The sequence below is a fragment of the Lentzea kentuckyensis genome (assembly GCF_002150765.1).
Classification (GTDB): Bacteria; Actinomycetota; Actinomycetes; order Mycobacteriales; family Pseudonocardiaceae; genus Lentzea; species Lentzea kentuckyensis.
Genome location: NZ_MUYM01000016.1, coordinates 79352 through 99513, shown reverse-complemented (window position 1 = coordinate 99513; position 20162 = coordinate 79352). Strand labels below are relative to the sequence as shown.

Genomic DNA, 20162 nt, shown 5'->3' with positions numbered 1-20162 from the left:
GCCTTTCGCCTTCTCAGCCGAAGATCTCCCCGACGAGCCTCGCCGTCGCCTGCTGGAACGGCACGGCCAAGGACAGGCCGGCGTCGTCCACGTAGTTCAGCGCGGCGGTGAGGGTCTTGCCGCCGTCGATCGTGCAGTACATCAATGCCGCGTGGCCCATGATGCCGCCGTTGTGGGTGATGACCTTGCCGCTGCCCGTTTCCTGCACGAACACGCCCAAGCCGTACGGCACCTTGGTGTGCGGCTCGAACATCTCGGCCAGCAGCGGGGCCGCCACGAGCTTGCCGCTCACGAGCGCGGTGATGAAGGTGTGGAGGTCGGCGGTCGTCGAGATCATGTCGCCACCGCTGGAGATCCACGACGGGTTGTGGCTCGTGACGTCGATCGTCTTCTCCTCGCCGCCGGTCTCGTACCGGTAGTAGGCGTGGGCGTGCGGGTCACCGACCTCCGTCTCGGTGGTCGGCACCACGGTGTCCGTCAGCCCGAGCGGCTCGAAGATCAGCCTCTGCATCTCGTCGGCGAGCGAACGGCCGGTGACCTTCTCGATCAGCAGCCTGGCGATCACGTAATTGGTGTTGGAGTAGCTCCAGTCCGCGCCCGGCTCGAACCGCGCGGGCTTGGCGAGAGCCAGCCGCACCAGCTCCTCCGGCAGGTGGGTCTTGAACCGGTTGTTCACCCATTCCTCGCCCTGCCAGGCGATTCCGGGCACGACCGTGCCGTCCTCGAAGACCTCGCCGGTGAAGTTGAAGATCCCGCTGGTGTGCTGCAACAGCATGCGGACGGTGATCCGCCGGTCGATCCCGAACTCGGGCAGGTGGTCGTCCACCGAACCGTCCAGCTCGATCCTGCCCTCGGCCACCAGCTGCAGCACCACCGTCGCGACGAACGTCTTGGTGTTGCTGCCGATCCGGACCCGCCCGTCGAGCGGCGGCGGCCCGCTCTTCCCGAGCTCGCTCAGTCCAGCCGAGCCGACCCACTCGCCGCGCTCGTCGTGGACCCGCAGCTGCAGGCCGGTGAAGCCCGTCTCGACGATCTCCTGGATGGTCTTCTGCATCGTGATCAGCCCCAGTGCTCGTTGTTTCCGATGCAGAAAACGCTACGTTGCGTTCACGAACTCAGACAACGAGAGAGTTGCTTCAGGTCATCGTTAGTACAGTTCAGACACCTAATATCGTTGCAACAGTTCTGTTTTCAATGCAATGATCTCCACGAGCGTCGTTGCAATGAAATCGATTCGAAGCAACGAAGAGGGCCCCTGCTCGACCGAGCAGGGGCCCTGCTGTCGTCAGACTCACTGACCCGCTGTGGCGTACCCGGCGGAGACGGGCTGGACGGGCACCGCAGCGTCGAACACGACCTCGCCGTCGACCCACACCTTCTTCGGGCGCAGCTCGTCGTCCCACCACACCAGGTCCGCGACAGCACCGGGCGCGAGGCGGCCGAGACCGGACTCCCCGATGACCTCGGCGGGCACGATCGTGGCCGACGCGAGCGCGTCCGCCATCGGCACGCCCACGGACACGATGTTCCGCACCGCGCGGTCGAGCGTGAGGGCGGACCCGGCGATCGTCCCCTCGGGCGAGCGCGGCACGCCGTCCTCGGTCAGCAGCACGTCGGCGCCGCCGAGGTGGTAGCGACCGGGCGGCATCCCGGCTGCCGCAACGGCATCGGTGACCAGGGCGACCCGCGCCCCGGCCGCGTTGAACACCAACCGGCACACGTCCGGCCCCACGTGCGCGAGGTCGGCGATGAGCCCCAGCGTGAAGCGGTCGTCCACCAGCGCCACGCCGGGCACGCCGGGTTCGCGGTGGCCGAGCGGGCGCTGGGCGTTGAACAGGTGCGTGACCATGCGCGCGCCGGCGTCGGCGGCGGCGCGCGTCTGCTCACCGGTGGCGTCGGAATGACCCACGGCCACCAGAACCCCGGCCTCGACGAGCCGCCTCACGGCCTCGAGACCACCAGGCTGCTCAGGCGCCAGCGTCACCATCCGCAGGGCGCGGCGGAGCGTGTCGTCGTTGAGCAGAGCCGAGATCTGGTCCGGTCCGGGCTCGACCATGTACGACGGGTCGTGCACGCCGGCGCGTTTCGGCGACAGGAACGGCCCTTCGAGGTGCACCCCGAGCGGCCGGGCGCCCACGCCGTCCGGCAACGCGGCCGAAGCGGCCAGCACGGCCCGGGCCTGGCGTATCACCACGTCAACGGGCGCGGTGATGAGCGTGGGCAAGAACCGGGTCACACCGGTCGAGGGCAGAGCCTCGGCCACGGACCGCATCCCGGCGGCGTCGACCTCGGCGAAGTCGACGCCGACGGCGCCGTTCACCTGTACGTCGACGAGTCCGGGTGTGAGCAGTCCATCGGAGAGGACCTCCGCGCCGGGTGGTGCTTCACCGGTGGTCACCTCGACGATGCGGCCGTCCCTGATCCGCACCGAGGCAGGACCGACGATCGTGCGACCGAGCAAAGCGCGCGGTGCTGCGACAACGGCGTCCAAGATCCCTCCTTGAATGGTCCAGACCATTATGGCGTCAACAGCGGGTTCACGTCACGTCTCGTTAAGAGATAACCATCCCACATAACAATCCGTGAATCACGGCCGTATCGACCGGTACCCGTCGAAGATGACCATCCGTGGCGCATACTGGGGCCCAGACATCCGAGGTCTACGACGAGTTGAGGGTGCTGTGGCAGTCACTGACGACGCGATCCTGCGGGTCAAGGAGATGATCGTTTCGGGCGAGCTCAAGCCCGGCGACCGCCTCCCGCGTGAGGCTGACCTGGCCGAACGTCTCGGTCTGTCGCGCAACTCCCTGCGCGAGGCCGTGAAGGCGCTGTCACTCGTTCGAGTGCTCGACGTCCGCCAGGGCGACGGCACCTACGTCTCCAGCCTCCGCGCCGACGACCTGCTCGGCGCGCTGTCGTTCGTGCTCGACCTGCACCGAGGCGAAGACTCGGTCCTCGAAGTCCTGCAGGTCCGCCGCATCCTCGAACCCGCCGCCGCCGCGATGGCCGCCCAGCGCGTGGACGCGGAAGAGATCATCAAGCTCCGGGCGTTGTGCGACGCCGCCGAGTCCGCCAAGTCCGTGGAGGAACTGGTCGAGCACGACCTCGACTTCCACCGCGCCATCGCCCAGTGCTCCGGCAACGCCTACCTGGCCCAACTCCTCGACACGCTGGCCGGCCCCACCGTCCGGGTCCGCATCTGGCGCGGCATCACCCAGTCCAACGCCGTCGACCGCACCGTCGCCGAGCACCGCGCCATCGTGGACGCGCTCGCCGCCCACCAGCCGGAACTCGCCCGCAGCTGGTCGACGGTGCACGTGGCCGGCGTCGAGCAGTGGCTTTCCGACCTGGCCTAATTGGCTGCTGGCGTCTGCAAGTACCACCAACTCAACATCAACAGGCCCGTAACTACCTCCAACCTGTTCGACGACTACCGAACAGGTTGGAGGTAGTTACGGGCGGTTCGATCAAGAGTTGGTGGTACTTGCAGACGCCGTTAGCCGAGCTCAGACCTGGCGTAGCTGCTCCAGCACCGCGCGCACCGCAGGCTGCCCGTCCGCCCGATTCCGCACCACAGCCGAAACGGTCCGGAACACCTGCTGCTTCAACGGCCGCAACGCCACCCCGGGCCGCCGAGCCACCGACGGCACCAACGCCACCCCGAGGCCGGCCTCGACGAGCCCGCACATCACCCCGAAGTCGTCGCAATAGGCCTGCGCCCGCGGCACGAACCCAGCCGCGCCACACGCCCGTTGCGTCAGCTCGTGGCACGACGCGTCGGTGCGCGGCATGATCCACGGCCGGTCAGCCAGCACCGACAGATCCACCGAATCCTGCTGCACCAACGGATCCGAAAGCGGCAAAGCAACGTTCACCGGCTCCACGAACAGCTCAAAAGACTCGCACGAGGTGGGCAACGAGCGCGGCATGATGTTGTACGAGTGGATGACCGCGATGTCGATGTCCCCGCGCCGCAACGCCGGCAGCGAAGCCTCGGGCTCCATCTCGTGCACGAAAAGCTCCACATCGGACCCGTGCGCCGAGCGCAGCACCTGAATCACGCGCGGCAGCAAGGCCGCAACGGACACGAACGCTCCAACACGCACCACGCCGGACACAGAAGTCCGCAGCGAAGCCAGATCAGCCTCGGCCGCGGCCAACTGGTCCAGCACCAGCTGGGTGTGAGCAGCCAGGACGTGCCCGGCGCGGGTCAACGACAACCGCCGCCCGTCCCGTTCGACCAGGGGGACGCCGGCCTCGCGCTCCAGAGCAGCCAGCTGCTGGGACACGGCCGGAGACGTCACGTGCAAGGCCTCCGCGGCAGCGGTGACCGTGCCGTGGACCGAGAGAGCGTGGAGCAGCCGCAGCCGTCGTACGTCCAACACAAAGCTCAGCTTAACGTTCCGAGCAGAACTTCTAACTGGAACTTTCCAAACGTTCGAGTCACGCTGGAGTCATGTTCGGACGAGTGCTGGTAGCGATGGTCACCCCGTTCACCCCCGACGGTGACCTGGACCTCAAGGGTGCGCAGGAGCTGGCGGCGCACCTCGTCGGCAAGGGCGGGGCGGACGGGCTGGTCGTCAACGGCACGACCGGCGAGGCGCCGACCACGAGCGACGCCGAGAAGGCGCAGGTCATCAGGGCCGTGAAGGACGCGGTCGGCCAGGACGTCAAGATCCTCGCGGGCGTGGGCACCAACTCCACCCGCCACACCATCGAGCTCGCGCACCAGGCCGAGCAGAACGGCGCGGACGGCCTGCTCGTCGTCACGCCGTACTACAGCAAGCCCACGCAGGAAGGCGTCGAGAACCACTTCCGGCAGGTCGCCAACGCAAGTGGCCTCCCGGCGCTGCTCTACGACATCCCCGGCCGCACCGGCACGGCGATCGAGACCGAGACGCTGATGAAGCTCGCCGAGCACCCGCGAATCGTCGGCGTGAAGGACTGCAAGGTCGACCTGCTCGCGACGGCAAGGGTCATCGCCGAGACCGGGCTCGACTTCTACTCCGGCAACGACGAGCTGATCCTGCCGCTGTACTCGATCGGCGGCGTCGGCACGGTCAGCACCGTCGGGCACGTCGTCGGCAACGAGATCAAGGCGATGCTCGACGCCTACGACGAGGGTGACAACAAGGAAGCCCTGCGCCGCCACCAGGCCCTGCTGCCGGTGATCACCGCGATCATGACCCGCGAGCCCGGTGCCGTCGCGGTCAAGGCCGCGCTCAACCTGCTCGGACTCCCGGCGGGCCCGGTCCGCGAACCGCTCGCCGGTGCCACTCCCACCCTCATCGCCGAACTGCAGGCCCTCTTCGCCTAAAGCGCGTAGACCCGGCGAGCAGTGCCCGAGAAGATCGCGGCCTGCTCGTCGGGCGACAGCTCGGAGACCAGCTCCCGAGCCGCCCCCAGCCACTCGTCATAAGTGGCCGCCAGCAGACACACCGGCCAGTCCGAGCCGAACATCAGGCGATCGGTACCGAACGCGTCGAGCACCACCTCGAAGTACGGCCGTAGTGAAGCCACGTCCCACGACTTCCAGTCAGCCTCGGTGACCAGGCCGGACAGCTTGCACGTCACGTTCTCGTGCGCCGCCAGCGACCGGATCAGCTCGGCCCACTCCCCGACCCCCGACCCGATCGCGGGCTTCGAGCAGTGGTCCACCACGAAGGAAACCTGAGGCAACGCGGCAACGGTCCGGCGCGCGGCCGGCAGCTGGTGCGGCAACGTCAGCAGGTCGTAGACCAGCCCGTGCGAACCGACGGCCGCGAGCCCGTGCCAGACGTCCTTGCGGCACAACCACTCCGGGTCCGGCTCACTCTGCACCTGGTGCCGGATCCCGCGCAGCCAGGAACCGTCCGGGCCGCCGACCAACGCATCCAGCGCATCGCCCACACCCGCGGACGTCAGATCGGTCCAGCCCACCACCGCGCCCACGACGTCGGAAGACGCCGCCACAGCCAAGAACTCCGGCGTCTCCTCCGCCACGCACACCGTCTGCACCAGCACGGAGGCCGAGACCTCGGGTGCGGAAGCCACGAAGTCCGGTTCCAGGAACGACCGCCGGATCGCGCCCATCGGCGGATCGGTGATCCAGTCCTGGTCCCGCACCGACAGGTCCCACAGGTGGTGATGCGCATCGACGATCACGGCGTCGGAACCTCCGCGTCCAGCAGCCCCGACGACTTCAGCTCGGCCCACAGCTCAGCGGGAATCGCTGCCGAGAAGTAGGCAGCGTTCGACGTCATCTGCTCGGCGGTCCGCGACCCGATCACCACCGACACCACGGCCGGATGCCCGAGAGCGAACTGGATCGCCACCTCCGGCAACGTCACGCCGTGCCGTTCGCACACCTCGGCGATCGAACGGGCGCGAGCGACCAGCGCAGCCGGCGCGTTCTCGTAGTTGTACTTGGCATCGGCGGCGACGACCGGCTTGGACAGCAGCCCGGAGTTGAAGACACCGCACGCCACCACCGAGACACCGCGTTCGACACACGCCGGCAGGAACGACGGCAGCGCCGGCTGCTCCAGCAACGTGTACCGCCCGGCCAGCATCACCACGTCGATGTCGGTCTCGCGGACGAACCGCTCCGGCATCTCCCACTGGTTCATGCCCACGCCGATGGCGCCGACGACACCCTGCGACCGCAGCTCCTCCAACGCCGGATAGGCCTCCGCGAAGGCCACGTCCCAGTAGTCGTCGGGATCGTGGATGTAGACGATCTCCACCCGGTCGGTGTCCAGACGCTCCAAAGAGGACTCGATGGACCGCCGCACACCGTCCGCCGAGTAGTCCCGAACCCGCCGGAAACGCCGCGGCACCGCGAAGCCCTCGTCGTCGAGGCCTTCCCCGTCGAACGGCTCCAGCAACCTCCCGACCTTCGTGGAGATCACGTACTCGTCGCGCGGCCGCCCTGCCAGCGCGACGCCCAGCCGCCGTTCCGACAACCCGAGCCCGTAGTGCGGCGCGGTGTCGAAGTACCGGACGCCCGTCTGCCACGCCGCCTCGACCGCACCGAAAGCCTCCTCGTCGGAGATCTCCCGGTACAGGTTGCCGATCGGCGCGGCACCAAAGCCCAGACGAGAAACAGCAACCTTCACGGCAGCTCCCACACGAGTCGCACATCGGGTTCGGCACCGGAGTAGTCGTCCTCGACCTCCAGCAGTTCTGCCATCCGAGCCTGCCACGGAATGTTCGCCGGGTGGGTGGCCAGATGAGCACGCATCGCCCGGTAGTCGTCCACCTCGACCAGGTGGAACAGGTCGCGGCCGGAGCGCCAGATCCGCCACGAGTGCACCCCGGCCTCGCGCAGGGCGGAGTCCAGCTCTACGGGAATGGTGGCGTGAACGCGGTCATAGTCAGCCTCCCGCCCTTCACGAAGCCGGGTGTGCAGCGCAACGGTCTCCAACGAGGTCACTCCTGCTTCTGGCCGGTCGCGAACCTGGTCACGATCAGCGCGAGGATGATCACCGCGCCGTACGAGGCCTTGATGTAGAAGCCGGACACGCCCTGCAGCCGCAGGATCTGCTCGACCAGGCCGAGCATCAGCACGCCGGACAACGCGCCGAACAGCGTGCCCTTGCCGCCCTGCAACGAGATGCCACCGATCACCGCGGCCGCGAAGACCTGGAAGATCATGCCCTCGCCCTGCGTCGCGGCGACCGAACCGAGCCGTCCGGTCATCAGGATGCCCGCGACCACGGCCAGCACCGAGCCGATGATCAGCACGATCCACACCACGCGGTCCACCCGGATACCGGCGGCCCGCGCGGCCTCCGAGTTGCCGCCGATCGCGTACAGCGAACGGCCGGCGCGCAGGTACTTCAGCACGAAGATGCCTGCCGCGTAACAGAGAATGCAGATCCACACCGCGGCCGGCAGCCCGAGCCAGGTCGTGGAACCCAGGTACAGGAACGACTCCGGCACGTCGATCAGCGACTTGCCCTCGGTGATCGCCAGCTGCAGGCCGCGCAGCATGGTCAGCATGCCCAGGGTCACCATGAACCCGGACAGCCCGACCTTGAGGATCAGGAACCCGTTCAGGCCACCGATCAGCACGCCGATCAGCAGGCACAACGGCAGCGCCAGCCACGCCGCGAGACCGACGCCGAGGCCGCCGGACGCCGCGGGGATGATCAACGCGACCGCCAGCGCGGGGGCGAGACCGACCGTCGACTCGAGCGACAGGTCCATCTTGCCGACGATCAGGATCATCGCCTGGCCCAGCACCAGCAACGAGAGCTCGCTCTGCTGGGTCAGCACCGCGATCAGGTTGCCGGGCGTCAGGAAGATCGGCGACAACACGGCCCCGATGACCAGCAGAATGATGATCACCGGGACCAGCGCGAGGTCCTGATAGCGCGCGAACTGGAACTTCTGCTTCCCAGGCGGCGTAGGAGCCGAGACCGGCGGAGTCATGGCTTTGGTCATTCCGAGCTCATTCCTTCAATAGCCGCAATGAGTTCCTGGTCGCGCCAGCCACGAGAGAACTCGCGCACGACCGAACCGTGGAACAGCACCAGAACACGGTCGCAGACCCGCAGGTCGTCGAGCTCGTCGGAGACGACGATCGCGGCCTTGCCCCGGCGCGCCTGCGCGTCGACGACCCCGAGCAGCGACTCCTTGGACTTCACGTCGACACCCGCGGTCGGGTTGATCAGCACCAGCACCGACGGGTCGCCGGCGAGTGCCCGCGCCATCACGACCTTCTGCTGGTTGCCGCCGGACAGGTCGGACACCGGCTGGTCCGGCCCGGCGGCCTTGACGTCGTACGAAGCGATGGCGGTGGACCCCGCCGCACGTTGCGCCGACGGCCACACGAAGCGGCCGGCCGTGCTCATCGTCGCGTTCTCCGCGATCGACAGGTCCAGCACCAGCCCCTGGTGGTGGCGATCCCGCGGCACACAGCCGATTCCGGCCTTCAGAGCCGCCGGAACATCGCCGCCGCGCACCGCGGAGCCGTTCACCGAGATCGTGCCGACGGACGGCTTGCGCAGCCCGTAGACCGTCTCGGCGAACTCGTGCTTGCCGGACGACGCACTGCCCGCGAGCCCGATGACCTCGCCTCGGGTCGCCGACAACGAGATGTCCGAGAAGTGCTCGCCGCTCAACGACGACACCGACAGCACAAGATCCTCGGACGACGGCCGGTCGTCACCGCTGGGCACGTTGAGCCCACCGGCCTCACCGGTCATCGCCTCGATCAGGTCGGGCTTGGACATCTCCGCGACCGGAGCGGTGACGATGTGCCGCGCGTCGCGGTAGACCGTCACCGTCTGGCAGACCTCGTAGACCTCCTGCAGGTGGTGGGAGATGAACAGGAACGTCACTCCCTTGTCCTGCAACGACCTCATCCGGTCGAACAGCCGCTCGATCGCCGGGCCGTCGAGCTGCGCGGTCGGTTCGTCGAGAATCACGAACCGCGAGCCGACCGACAACGCCCGCGCGATCTCGACGAGCTGCCGCTGCTCGACGGTCAGCGCGGACACCAGCTCGTCCGGCCGCACCGCGACCTCGTAGGCCTCCAGCAACGAGGAGGCCTCTGCGCGAAGCTTCTTCCAGCTGATCAGGCCGCCGCCGAGGTCCTGCCGGTTGATGAACAGGTTCTCGGCGACCGAAAGCTCGGGCACGACCGTCGACTTCTGGTACACGCACGCGACGTGACGCCGCCACGCCGCGCGGTCGGCGACGGACGGCGCGGGCTCGCCGAAGAAGCTGACCTCGCCCGCGTCCGGCACCTGCATGCCGGTGAGGACGGAGACCAGCGTCGACTTGCCCGCGCCGTTGCGGCCCACGAGCGCGTGCGACTCACCGGCCCGGATCTCGATGCCCACGTCGTCCAACGCGAGCGTCCGCCCGAACCTCTTCGTCACGCCACGCGCGACAGCAGCCAGGTCACTCATCAGATCTGGTTGCCCCAGAACGCCTTGTCGTCCACGTTCTCCTTGGTGATCAGCGGCGCGGGCAGCTGGTCCTCCAGCCGGCCGTCGCCGACGTCGACGATGTTGGAGTCGTGGTCGGTCTTGCCCGGCGAGAACGTCTTGCCCTCGACCGCGGCCTTCGCGTAGAAGAGCGCCCACTGCGCGTAGAGGTCGGCCGGCTGCGAGACGGTCGCGTCGATCTCACCGTCGCGGATCGCCTTCAGCTCCGCCGGGATGCCGTCGTTGGAGACGATGAAGATGTGCTTCGGGTCGCTCGGCGGGACGATCAGGTTCTTCTGCTTCAACAACTGCAGCGTCGGCGTGAGGAACGCACCGCCTGCCTGCATGTAGATGCCGTTGATGTCCGGGTGCTGGTTGAGCCGCGTCTGCAGGGCCGCGGAGGCCTTCGGGCCCTCCCAGTCGGTGGGCTCCTCGAACACCGTGATGCCGGGGTAGTCCTTCTTCATGCAGGCGGCGAACGCCTCGGAGCGATCACGACCGTTGACCGACGACAGCGAGCCCTGGAACTCGACGACCTTGCCCTTGCCCTTGAGCTTGTCACCGAGGAACTTGCACGCCTTCTCGCCGTACGCCTTGTTGTCCGCGCGCACGACCATGTAGGTCTTGCCCTTGTCCGGGCGGGTGTCGACGGTGACGACGGGGATCTTGGCCTTGTCCAGCCGGTCCAGGGTCGACGCGATCGCACCGGTGTCCTGCGGCGCCATGATGATCGCCTTGGCGCCCTGCGACTGCAGCGACTGGGCGTTGGCGACCAGGTTCTCCACTTTGTTCTGCGAGTTGGTGGGGTTCAGCAGGTTGACGCCGAGGTCCTTGGCCTTTTCCGGGAAGTACTTGATGTAGGAGTTCCAGAAGTCGGTGTCGGCACGCGGGTGGTCGGCGCCGATCGGCCCGACACCGCTGGCACCGGTACCACTCGCTCCACCGCCACCACAGGCGGTCAACGTGAGTGCACCGGCGAGCGCGAGGCACACCGCGGCGGTGAGGTTGCGACGCTTCATCGTGTCATTTGCCTTTCAGGACTGCTTGGGACGCAAGCGAAGGCCGTACATGCCACCGTCGACGGCGAGGATCGTGCCCGCGGTGGAACCGGAAAGCGGGCTCGCCAGGTAGGCGATCGCGCCCGCGACCTCATCAGCGGAGACCAGACGTCCGTGCGGCTGGCGTGCCTCCAACGCGGCTCGTTCGGCGGCCGGGTCCGGCGCCGAGTCGAGCAGACGGCCCACCCACGGGGTGTCCGCCGTGCCGGGAGCGACCGCGTTGACGCGAATGCCTTCGCGGACGTGGTCGGCGGCCATCGCGAGCGTCAGCGAGTACACCGCGCCCTTGCTGGCCGAGTAGAGAGCGCGCTGCGGGAGCCCGGCCCAGGCAGCGATGGAACAGGTGTTGACGATCGCCGCGGCCGGCGAGTTCCGCAGGTGCGGCAACGCGGCCCTGGACACGCGGACCATGCCCAGCACGTTGACGTCCAGCACCTTCAGCCACTGGGCGTCGTCGTTCGCCGTCACGTCGCCCTGAGCGCCGATGCCCGCGTTGTTCACGACCACGTCGAGGCGGCCGAACCGCTGCACGACCTCGTCGATCGCGGCCTGCACGCTGTCGTCGTCCGACACGTCCGTGCGAATCCCGACCAGCGAGTCCTTGACGTCCGGGGTGAGGTCCAGCGCCACGACCGTCGCACCGCGCGACGACAGCAGATTCGCCGTCGCGAGCCCGATGCCGGACGCGCCACCCGTGACGACGGCGACCAGGCCTTCGAAGTCAGTCACTCTCGCCCTCCAATACCGTCCACACGGGACCCTCCGGGTACACGTAGTCGGACAGCGTCTCGTCCTTGAGCTGAGCGGAGAATCCCGGCTTGGTGGGTGCCAGGTAACGGCCGCGCTCGACGACGGCCGGGTCCAGGAAGTGCTCGTGCAGGTGGTCGACCCACTCGATCACGCGCTCGCCGACCTCGCCGGAGATCGCGACGTAGTCGAAGAACGACAGGTGCCTGACCAGTTCGCACAGGCCCACACCACCGGCGTGCGGACACACCGGGACGTCGAACTTCTTGGCCAGCAACAGGATCGCGATGTTCTCGTTCACGCCCGCGACCCGGCACGCGTCGAGCTGCAACACGTCGATCGCGCCGGCCTGCAGGAGCTGCTTGAACACCACCCGGTTCTGCACGTGCTCACCGGTGGCGATCCTGATGGGAGCCAACGCGTCCGCGATCGCCCGGTGCGCCAGCACGTCGTCCGGCGAGGTGGGCTCCTCGATCCAGTACGGGTCGTACGGCGCCAGCTCGCGCATCCAGCGGATCGCCGTGTCGACGTCCCAGCGCTGGTTGGCGTCCACCGCCACGCGCACCTCGTCGCCGACGACCTCGCGGGCGAGCTTCATCCGGCGCACGTCGTCGTCGAGGTTGCCGCCGACCTTGAGCTTGATCATGTCGAAGCCGTCGGCGAGGGCCTGCCGCGCGAGTCCGGCGAGCTTCTCGTCGGAGTAGCCGAGCCAGCCCGGTGACGTCGTGTAGGCCGGATATCCGTCGCGAGCAACGGTTTCCGCGCGTTCGGCCTTGCCGTGCTCGACCTCGCGCAGGATCTGCAACGCTTCGTCGGGCGTCAGAGCGTCGCTCAAATACCGGAAGTCGACGAGGCTGACGATCTCCTCGGGCGTCATCTGGGCGAGGAACCGCCAGACGGGCAGCCCGGCGCGGCGGGCGGCGAGGTCCCACGCGGCGTTGACCACCGCGCCGATCGCCATGTGCGCGACGCCCTTCTCGGGGCCGAGCCAGCGGATCTGCGAGTCGCCGATCAGCTCGAAGTACAGCTCGGCCAGCGCCTTCGCGTTCTCCGGCACGTCCTTGCCCACGACGTGCGGGGCCAGCGCCTTGATCGCGGCGGCCTGCACGTCGTTGCCGCGGCCGATGGTGAACGCGAGCCCGTGGCCTTCCGGCCCGTCGTCGGTCCGCAGCACCACGTACGCGGCGCTGTAGTCCGGATCCGGGTTCATCGCGTCGGAGCCGTCGAGCTCGCGCGACGTGGGGAACCGGATGTCCAGCACGTCCAATTCGATGATCTTGGGCATGGCTCAGGCCTGCCCGAGGGTCTGACGCTGTTTCCCGAGGCCCTCGATCTCCAGCTCGACCACGTCGCCGGCCCGCAGGTACGGCTTGGGCTCCGGCTGGCCGAGCGCCACCCCAGCGGGTGTACCCGTGTTGATGACGTCACCCGGTCGAAGGACAAGGAACTGGCTGAGGTAGCGCACGATCTCGGCCACCGGGAAGATCATGTTCTTGGTGGACGAGTTCTGCTTGATCTCGCCGTTCACCCAGAGCCGCATCTCCAGGCTCTGCGGGTCGGAGATCTCGTCAGCGGGCACGAGGAAGGGGCCGAGCGGGTTGAACGTCTCGCAGTTCTTGCCCTTGTCCCACGTTCCGCCGCGCTCGATCTGGAACTCCCGCTCGGAGACGTCGTGCGAGAGCACGTACGCGCCGACGCAGCTCAGAGCGTCCTCTTCGGACTCGAGGTAACGAGCCGTGCGCCCGATCACGACGCCGAGCTCGACCTCCCAGTCGGTCTTCACGGACCGGCGCGGGACGAGCACCTCGTCGTACGGGCCCACGACCGTGTCGGGCGTCTTGAGGAACATCACCGGCTCGCCCGGGATGTCCGCGCCGGTCTCCTCCGCGTGGTCGCGGTAGTTGAGGCCGATGCAGATGACCTTGCCGGGACGCGCGAGCGGAGGCCCGACGCGCAGCCCCTCGGTGTCCAGGACCTCCAGCTCACCGGCTTCGAGCGCGGCCCGCACGCGGTCGACACCGTCGTTCGCGAGGAACGCCCCATCGATGTCAGGGGTGATCGGCAGGAGGTCGTATGTGGTCCCGTCGTCGGTCCTCACTGCAGGACGTTCATCGCCGACCGGCCCGAGGCGCAGAAGCTGCACGGCCGTTCCTCCTCTACTCACACCGCCGAAATACATCGGATGTATAGCCCCGCGAGACCTAGTTCGTCTAGGTGTTGACCTGAAGTCGTCCGATGACTAAGAGGAGTCGATCATGAAATTGGTGGCCGCATCACTCCTGGTGGGCGCACTCCTCACGCCGTCCGGCCCAACGGAGCCCGTAACCGTTTTCGTGGAGCTGACCTCGGCGCCTGCGGTCGACACGAGCACCGTTACACAGGCACGTTCAGCCCGGGACAGGACTTCGGAGCAGGCATCTCGTGTCATCTCCCGGTCAGGTGGCCGGGAAGTTGCGCGAACGACCAACGCGGTGCCGGGCGTTGTGCTGTCGACCGAAAAGTCACGTCTGTCGGTTCTGTCGCGGATGCCCGAAGTGCGAGCCGTGCATCGGATGACACCCAAGAAATTCACCAACGCGCACGCCGTCCGGCTCACCCGGACCTCCGACGCCTGGAAGTCGCTCGGGCACTTCGGCGACGGCGTGCGGATCGGCGTGATCGACACCGGCATCGACTACCGGCACGCGGACTTCGGCGGCGGTTCGTTCCCCGCTGAAACATTTCCCACTGGCAAGGTCGTCGGCGGGCACGACTTCGCGGGCGACGCCTACACGGCGAAGCCCGGCTCGCTGCCCGAACCGGACGCCGACCCGCTCGACTGCGAGGGCCACGGCACGCACGTCGCCGGCACCGCCGCCGGGTTCGGGGTGAACGCGGACGGGACGACCTATCGCGGGTCCTACGCCTCTGTGGATCTTGATTCGCTGAGGATCGGACCCGGCACGGCACCTCGCGCGCTGCTCTACGCGCTGAAGGTGTTCGGGTGCGAGGGCGGCACGAACCTGACCGCGCAGGCGCTGGACTGGGCGCTCGACCCCAACGGCGACGGCGACTTCTCCGACAAGCTCGACGTGGTCAACCTGTCGCTGGGCAGCGACTTCGGCGCGGCGGACGACCCGGACGCGCTGTTCGTGCGCAAGCTCGTGCAGCACGGCGTGGTCGTCGTCGCGGCGGCCGGCAACGGTGGCGACTTCTACGACGTGGCCGGGTCGCCTGGCAACTCCCCCGACGCGATCTCGGTGGCGAACAGCCGTGACGACTTCTCGATGCTCGACGGGCTGGAGGCTCTCGGGAAGCAGTGGCCGGGGCAGTACAGCCAGAACTACAAGGGACCGCTGGACCTCACTCTGCCGGTCGTGCGACTGTCATCCAATGTGGACGGCTGTCAGCCGATTTCGGAGCCGCTGCGCGACAAGATCGTCTGGCTGGAGTGGGACGACAACGACGCCACCCGTGCCTGCGGTTCCGCGGCTCGGACGGACAACGCGTGGAAGGCCGGGGCAGCCGGCGTTCTGCTGTCGACGTCGTTGCCGGTCTTCGCGGCCGCGATCGCCGGCAACGCTCACATTCCGGCGTTCCAGCTGACTTCCACCGCTACCGCTGCTCTTCGTCCTGCCCTGGAGGCCGGGACGTTGACCGTGCACCTGACCGGCGCCCTGAAGCGCGCGGTGCCGACGGTGGTTCCGGCGATCGCGGACACCGTCACACCGTCGTCGTCGCGCTCCCGTTCGTCGATCTCGGTGGCCGCGCCGGGCGACACGATCTTCTCCGCCGCCGCCGGCACCGCGTCCGACGGCGTGTCGATGGGCGGTACGTCGATGGCTTCGCCGCACGTGGCGGGGATCGCGGCGTTGCTGCGCGAGGTTCATCCACAGTGGACTGTCGAGGAGATCAAGGGCGCGCTGATGAGCACCGCTTCCGGTGTTGTCCGCGACGACGCTGGAGTGCGCGAGGCGCCGATGCGGGTCGGTTCCGGCCGGGTCGACGGTCTCGCGGCGTTGTCCACCGACGTGCTGGCGGTCGGCGACGCGTCGTTCGGCACGGTCGAGGTGAGTGCCCCGCTGTTGAGCAACCGCACGATCCGATTGCTCAACAAGGGGACGAAGACCGTCCGGCTGAAGGCCCGGTACGAGCCGATCACCGCGGTACCCGGCGTGGCTTTCCAGGTCACGTCACCGTTCGTGGTGCTGCCGCCGGGCGGTTCGGCGTCGGTGACCGTGCAGCTGCGGATCGCGAACCCGGCGGCGTTGCGCAAGGCACCCGACCCCACGGTCTCGCTCGACGAGGGCCGGCAGTTCCTGGCGGAGGCGTCCGGCCTGGTGATGTTCACGGGCGACCGCTCGCTGCAGGTGCCCGTCTACGCGGCGCCGAAGCCGGTGTCGCGGCTGACCGTGGCCGCCGGCCGGGTCGCTGGTCAGGGCCTCGACCAGCCGGACTACCAGGCGCGGATGACCGTGCTGCAACTCGGCGCACGCTCCGACCGCCTGCCGGACTGCGGCCCCGACCTGCAGGACAACTGCGCGGTGAACCGCACGGCCCGCGGCGGCGACCTGCGCTATGTCGGCGCGACGGCGACCGCCGACCTGCTGGCGTTCGGCGTCGCGACCTGGAGCACGTGGGCGAACCTGGGCAGCAGCACCCAGCCCGAGGTGCGGTTCTCGGTGGGCGGCAAGGACTTCGTGACGACCGCGGTGAAGCCGACCAACGCCGACGGCGACGTGACCGCCGACATCTGGCTGGCACGCACCGTCGTCGCCGGAACAGAGGACGTCGTGGACGAGCAGCCGCTGAACGGCTTCGACGGCTCCACCGACACCAACCTGTTCGACAGCGACGTCGTCGTGCTGCCGGTGTCGCGGTCCGCGTTGCCGGCCGGCCCGGTGACCTACACCGTCGGCGTGCACAGCCGCTACACCGCGCCGGCCGACCCCGACGAGCTCGTCGACGTCGCCCCGCAGGCCACGTTCAACTACGAGGTGATCGTCCCGTCACTGTCCACAGTGGTCCATCCGGGTGATCAAGTCCCGGCTGGACCACTGGTGCTGTTCCACCACAACGCAACGGGTAACCGGGCCCTCGTCCGGTGACACCCGGTTGGCCGTGCCCCCGCTGACCAGCTCTCGGCATACTCGGTTCCTATGGATCTGGTGGTCGGACTAGACGCGGGTGGCACGTCCACGAGGGCTTTGGTCCTCGATCTCGACGGCGCCCGCCTGGGCCAGGGCCTGGCGGGCGGCGCGAACCCGAACTCGCACCCGCCGTCGGTCGCCGCCGCCCACATCGGCGAGGCCCTCGCGGAAGCGTTGGACGGCCTGGACTCCCGCAAGGTCCGCAGCGGCGTCCTGGGCATGGCCGGCGCCTCGAAGATGGCGGACCCGGCCATTTCCGCCCTGTTCCAGGAGGCCTGGGCACGCGCGGGCCTGCACTGCCCGATGCGCGTGATCACCGACTGCGAGGCCGCCTTCGCCACCGGCACCTCGTCCCCCGACGGCACGGTCCTGGTGGCGGGCACCGGTTCCATCGCCGGGCGTGTGGTGGACCACCGCATGGTCGCCCAGTCCGGCGGCTACGGCTGGCTGATCGGCGACGACGGCTCGGCGTTCTGGCTGGGCCGCGAGGCCGTGCGGGCGACGTTGCGGCTGCTGGACCTGGACGCACCCCTGGAAGGCCTGGCCACCGCAGTCCTGACCGCCGCCGGCACACGCAGTCGCGGCCAGCTGATCAACGCCGTCAACGTCCGCCCGCCGATCGCTCTCGCCCAGTTCGCCCCGCTGGTCAGCTCCGCCTACCACCACGGCGACCCCGAGGCGTTGACGATCGTGGCCTCCGCCGCCCGCCTGCTCGCGGACACGGCCTCCACCGTCCGCGAGCCGTCCGACACCTCCCCGATCGTGCTGGTGGGCTCGCTGATCAAGACTCCGGTCGGCACCCATCTCAAGCAGGAACTGCTCACCCGCTGCAACGCCCAGGTGATCATGGCGACGGAGGGCGCGGCAGGAGCGGCCTGGCTGGCGGCCGTCGACGTGCTCGGCCCCACCGCCCCGCGCCCGGCTTGAGCAATGTGCCGGAGTGCGACGGTGGTGAGGCTTGGCCTTTCACTCCCCAGGCGCGGTTACCGGCAGTCCGAGTGCGACAGCAGCCGCCGCCAGGCGTTTGTCGTAGGTGACGAACGCGGTGATCTTCTTGTCCGACGCGAACAGCACATCCGCGGTGGCGAGGTGGATGGCATCCAATGACCGCAGCATCGGATCGGCGTACGCGGCCGCAGTGGCGCGAACGGCAGCATTGATGTCCACCCGACAGAGCCGGGCGAGTACGCCGGCGACAGCATCCAACACACCTGGTGAGCTGCGCCGAAGAGCACGAGGCAACTCCACCTCGATCAGCGCGGACGACACGAGGGACTGGTCCGCGGCGTTGTTCAGCACTCGACGAGCGCCGCGGTCTCTCGCTCCTCACAGACCGGTCGAACGACCGCCGCCGAGTCCAGGTAGATCACCAGCGCTCCTCGTCGCGCATGCCCGAGACCAGCTCACCCGCATCCACTCCCGGCTCCGCCTTGGCACGATGTCCGCGATCGGCTTACCCCGATTGGTGATCTGCTCCACAACACCATCGTCCTACATTTCGTACTACAACAGCTCGAGACTTCGCGCGGCCCAGTCGCTCAATCAGGCGAACAACCCCCGGATGTCCTCGGCATCGAGGCTCGCACCGAACACGTCGCCCTCATCGATGACATTGGAGAACAACTCGGCCTTGCGAGCCTTGAGCGCCATCACCTTTTCCTCGATGGTGTCCTTCGCGACCAGCCGGTACACCATGACGTTTCGGGTCTGCCCGATGCGGTGGGTCCGGTCGACCGCCTGCGCCTCGGTCGCCGGGTTCCACCACGGGTCGAGCAGGAAGCAGTAGTCCGGTCCGGGTTGCCGGACGAGGATGCTCTCGCGGTCCACGACCCCTTGCCGGCGCTGCTGCGGCCGGCCGAGCAGATGACGGCGGCGGATCTTCTCGCCGCGGGACCGTCGCTCACCGAGGAGGAGCTCGACGCCGAGATGGCGTGGCTCCTCACCGACGTGCTGGCCGCGACGGGCGAAGTCGAGGAGTCGTTCTCCTCAGCGGTGCCTGCCGGGCGCGAGCAGGAGATCTTCGACGCGATGTGGCGCCTTCCCCATCCGGACGTGTGGGACGTGCTCACCATGATCGGCGAGGAGCACCCGGACAAGAAGATCGCGAAAGCGGCGCGGAAAGCGGCTTTCAAAGCAAGATCGTGAAACATGGAGCCGCTCCATGGCTCCCACCTTCAGGCAGATTTGGCCGGAAACGATGGAGCGAAAGGCCGTACCAGGCCTAGTTTTCCGACATGCCCAAAAGATCGTCCAGTGTGGTGGGACGGGAGTTCGGTGGCGGTATTCGCGCCATCATCGCCAGGACTGGCTACACCCATCGCCAGCTCGCCGAAAAGCTCGGCTGGCAGGAAGCCAAAATCTCGGACATGACGCTCGGCAAGGGCGGCGTGACCGAGCAGGAGGTCATCCTGCTGCTCGGCTACTGCCAGGCCACGGTCGAGGAACGCGAGCACCTGCTGGAGCTGTTCCGCGAGTGCGGCAACGCCTGGCTCCAGATGCCGAAGGACGGCGTACCGGACCAGGTCCGCACGCTCATCGACCACGAGCAGGACGCCGAGGAGATCATCACCTGGTCGATGATCCTGGTGCCCGGCTTGCTGCAAACGCCGGACTACGGCTACATCGTCACCGAGCGTTCGCCTGTCATCGAGGCCGAGGACGTCCCAGCCGTCGCCGCTGCCAGGGCGGCTCGCGCGAACATCCTCGAACCTGGCCGGAAGTTCGTCTTCCTGGTGCACGAACAGGCGCTCGAACTCCCGGTCGGCAACGTCGAGGTGTGGCGGGAACAGCTGGCCCACCTGCTCAGGATGTCGGTGCGAAAGTACGTCACGATCCGAATCGTTCCTCGGTCGGCAGGCGTGCACGCGGGTACGTGCGGCGACTTCAGGGTGATGAAGTTCCCGAAGTACCCGCCGGTCGTCTACGCCGACAGCGTCAACTACTGCCTTTTCTTCGACGACCCGGAGACCATCAAGGTCCACGAGGACATCCTGACGGCGCTCGCGGACGTCGCCCTGGGTGAGGAAGAATCGAGGGCGGTGATCGACAACATCCTGGAGGGCCTGCAATGACCGCCTGGCGCAAGAGCAGTTACAGCGGCAGCAGCGACAACTGCGTCGAGGTCGGCCGGAGCGTCGGCATCCGGGACAGCAAGGCGCCTGCCACTCACCTCCCCGTGTCGGCAGACGCGTGGGCGGCGTTCCTGAAGCTCACGACCAGCCTGACCTGAGTGTCAGCGCTCTGATGGCGAGTCAGGCGTCTGCAAGTACCGCCAAACCATGATCATCGAGCACATGTCGGGTTGATCATCA

21 protein-coding genes are annotated in these 20162 nt (G+C 68.1%); 7 read left to right on the top strand and 14 right to left on the bottom strand.

Annotation, left to right across the window (positions count from 1 at the left end; genetic code table 11):
- Window positions 1-13: 13 nt before the first annotated feature.
- Together B0F77_RS10150 and nagA are read right to left on the bottom strand one after the other, a co-directional pair.
- Window positions 14-1054 (bottom strand): serine hydrolase domain-containing protein, encoded by a 1041-nt coding sequence (locus B0F77_RS10150; protein ID WP_086662554.1) that lies wholly within the window; start codon window positions 1052-1054, stop codon window positions 14-16.
- Between the two features lie 237 nt (window positions 1055-1291).
- Window positions 1292-2491, bottom strand: coding sequence for an N-acetylglucosamine-6-phosphate deacetylase (nagA, locus tag B0F77_RS10145; RefSeq protein WP_086662553.1), 1200 nt, complete (start codon window positions 2489-2491; stop codon window positions 1292-1294).
- Window positions 2492-2681: 190 nt separating this feature from the next.
- Here nagA and B0F77_RS10140 point away from each other — a divergent pair, with 190 nt between their 5' ends.
- The gene (locus tag B0F77_RS10140) at window positions 2682-3356 is read left to right on the top strand and encodes a FadR/GntR family transcriptional regulator (protein ID WP_086662552.1); all 675 of its coding nucleotides are present in this window, start codon (window positions 2682-2684) and stop codon (window positions 3354-3356) included.
- Between the two features lie 150 nt (window positions 3357-3506).
- Here the strand turns inward: B0F77_RS10140 and B0F77_RS10135 are convergent, their stop codons facing one another.
- Entirely contained in the window at window positions 3507-4385 is an 879-nt protein-coding gene (locus tag B0F77_RS10135) for a LysR family transcriptional regulator (protein WP_086662551.1), read from the bottom strand.
- Between the two features lie 71 nt (window positions 4386-4456).
- Between B0F77_RS10135 and dapA the strand changes: the two genes are divergently transcribed.
- Entirely contained in the window at window positions 4457-5317 is an 861-nt protein-coding gene (gene dapA, locus B0F77_RS10130; RefSeq protein WP_086662550.1) for a 4-hydroxy-tetrahydrodipicolinate synthase, read from the top strand.
- On the opposite strand, the gene B0F77_RS10125 is transcribed toward dapA, so the two are convergent.
- Genes B0F77_RS10125 through B0F77_RS10085 form a run of 9 tightly spaced genes read right to left on the bottom strand, consistent with a single transcriptional unit; the run spans window position 5314 to window position 13865 of the window.
- Complete coding sequence (locus B0F77_RS10125) at window positions 5314-6144, bottom strand: amidohydrolase family protein (protein WP_086662549.1); 831 nt, start codon at window positions 6142-6144, stop codon at window positions 5314-5316. The genes dapA and B0F77_RS10125 overlap by 4 nt on opposite strands.
- On the bottom strand, window positions 6141-7097 hold the full coding sequence (locus B0F77_RS10120) for an aldo/keto reductase (RefSeq protein WP_086662717.1): 957 nt from the start codon (window positions 7095-7097) through the stop codon (window positions 6141-6143). Before B0F77_RS10120 ends, B0F77_RS10125 begins: the two co-directional genes overlap by 4 nt.
- Window positions 7094-7405 carry an L-rhamnose mutarotase gene (locus B0F77_RS10115; RefSeq protein ID WP_086662716.1) on the bottom strand — a complete coding sequence of 104 codons (312 nt, stop codon included), beginning with the start codon at window positions 7403-7405 and terminating at the stop codon, window positions 7094-7096. Before B0F77_RS10115 ends, B0F77_RS10120 begins: the two co-directional genes overlap by 4 nt.
- Window positions 7406-7410: 5 nt before the next feature.
- Window positions 7411-8427: an ABC transporter permease gene (locus tag B0F77_RS10110; protein ID WP_086662548.1), complete on the bottom strand. Its 1017-nt coding sequence runs from the start codon at window positions 8425-8427 to the stop codon at window positions 7411-7413.
- Window positions 8424-9899, bottom strand: a complete 1476-nt coding sequence (locus B0F77_RS10105; RefSeq protein WP_086662547.1) for a sugar ABC transporter ATP-binding protein — start codon at window positions 9897-9899, stop codon at window positions 8424-8426. The genes B0F77_RS10110 and B0F77_RS10105 overlap by 4 nt, the downstream gene beginning before the upstream one ends.
- Window positions 9899-10936, bottom strand: coding sequence for a sugar ABC transporter substrate-binding protein (locus tag B0F77_RS10100; RefSeq protein ID WP_086662546.1), 1038 nt, complete (start codon window positions 10934-10936; stop codon window positions 9899-9901). The genes B0F77_RS10105 and B0F77_RS10100 overlap by 1 nt, the downstream gene beginning before the upstream one ends.
- 15 nt (window positions 10937-10951) lie before the next feature.
- Window positions 10952-11704: an SDR family NAD(P)-dependent oxidoreductase gene (locus tag B0F77_RS10095; RefSeq protein WP_086662545.1), complete on the bottom strand. Its 753-nt coding sequence runs from the start codon at window positions 11702-11704 to the stop codon at window positions 10952-10954.
- Window positions 11697-13007 (bottom strand): enolase C-terminal domain-like protein, encoded by a 1311-nt coding sequence (locus B0F77_RS10090; RefSeq protein WP_086662544.1) that lies wholly within the window; start codon window positions 13005-13007, stop codon window positions 11697-11699. The genes B0F77_RS10095 and B0F77_RS10090 overlap by 8 nt, the downstream gene beginning before the upstream one ends.
- 3 nt (window positions 13008-13010) lie before the next feature.
- The gene (locus B0F77_RS10085; protein ID WP_086662543.1) at window positions 13011-13865 is read right to left on the bottom strand and encodes a fumarylacetoacetate hydrolase family protein; all 855 of its coding nucleotides are present in this window, start codon (window positions 13863-13865) and stop codon (window positions 13011-13013) included.
- Window positions 13866-14274: 409 nt separating this feature from the next.
- Here B0F77_RS10085 and B0F77_RS10080 point away from each other — a divergent pair, with 409 nt between their 5' ends.
- A complete protein-coding gene (locus B0F77_RS10080; protein ID WP_245847932.1) occupies window positions 14275-16809 on the top strand; it encodes a S8 family peptidase in 2535 nt (844 codons plus the stop codon).
- Between the two features lie 51 nt (window positions 16810-16860).
- Window positions 16861-17778, top strand: a complete 918-nt coding sequence (locus tag B0F77_RS10075; protein ID WP_086662541.1) for an N-acetylglucosamine kinase — start codon at window positions 16861-16863, stop codon at window positions 17776-17778.
- 39 nt (window positions 17779-17817) lie between these two features.
- On the opposite strand, the gene B0F77_RS10070 is transcribed toward B0F77_RS10075, so the two are convergent.
- On the bottom strand, window positions 17818-18120 hold the full coding sequence (locus tag B0F77_RS10070) for a PIN domain-containing protein (protein ID WP_245847931.1): 303 nt from the start codon (window positions 18118-18120) through the stop codon (window positions 17818-17820).
- A 273-nt stretch (window positions 18121-18393) separates the two neighbouring features.
- Complete coding sequence (locus B0F77_RS10065; protein WP_342746786.1) at window positions 18394-18678, bottom strand: DEAD/DEAH box helicase; 285 nt, start codon at window positions 18676-18678, stop codon at window positions 18394-18396.
- 6 nt (window positions 18679-18684) lie between these two features.
- On the opposite strand from B0F77_RS10065, the gene B0F77_RS10060 reads away from it, so the two are divergent.
- The 3 genes from B0F77_RS10060 (at window position 18685) to B0F77_RS10050 (ending at window position 20080) form a co-directional block, all read left to right on the top strand.
- Window positions 18685-18996 carry a hypothetical protein gene (locus B0F77_RS10060; protein ID WP_086662540.1) on the top strand — a complete coding sequence of 104 codons (312 nt, stop codon included), beginning with the start codon at window positions 18685-18687 and terminating at the stop codon, window positions 18994-18996.
- Window positions 18997-19085: 89 nt separating this feature from the next.
- Window positions 19086-19922, top strand: coding sequence for a helix-turn-helix domain-containing protein (locus B0F77_RS10055; protein WP_143466664.1), 837 nt, complete (start codon window positions 19086-19088; stop codon window positions 19920-19922).
- On the top strand, window positions 19919-20080 hold the full coding sequence (locus tag B0F77_RS10050) for a DUF397 domain-containing protein (protein WP_086662538.1): 162 nt from the start codon (window positions 19919-19921) through the stop codon (window positions 20078-20080). The genes B0F77_RS10055 and B0F77_RS10050 overlap by 4 nt, the downstream gene beginning before the upstream one ends.
- The last annotated feature ends 82 nt before the right edge of the window (window positions 20081-20162 follow it).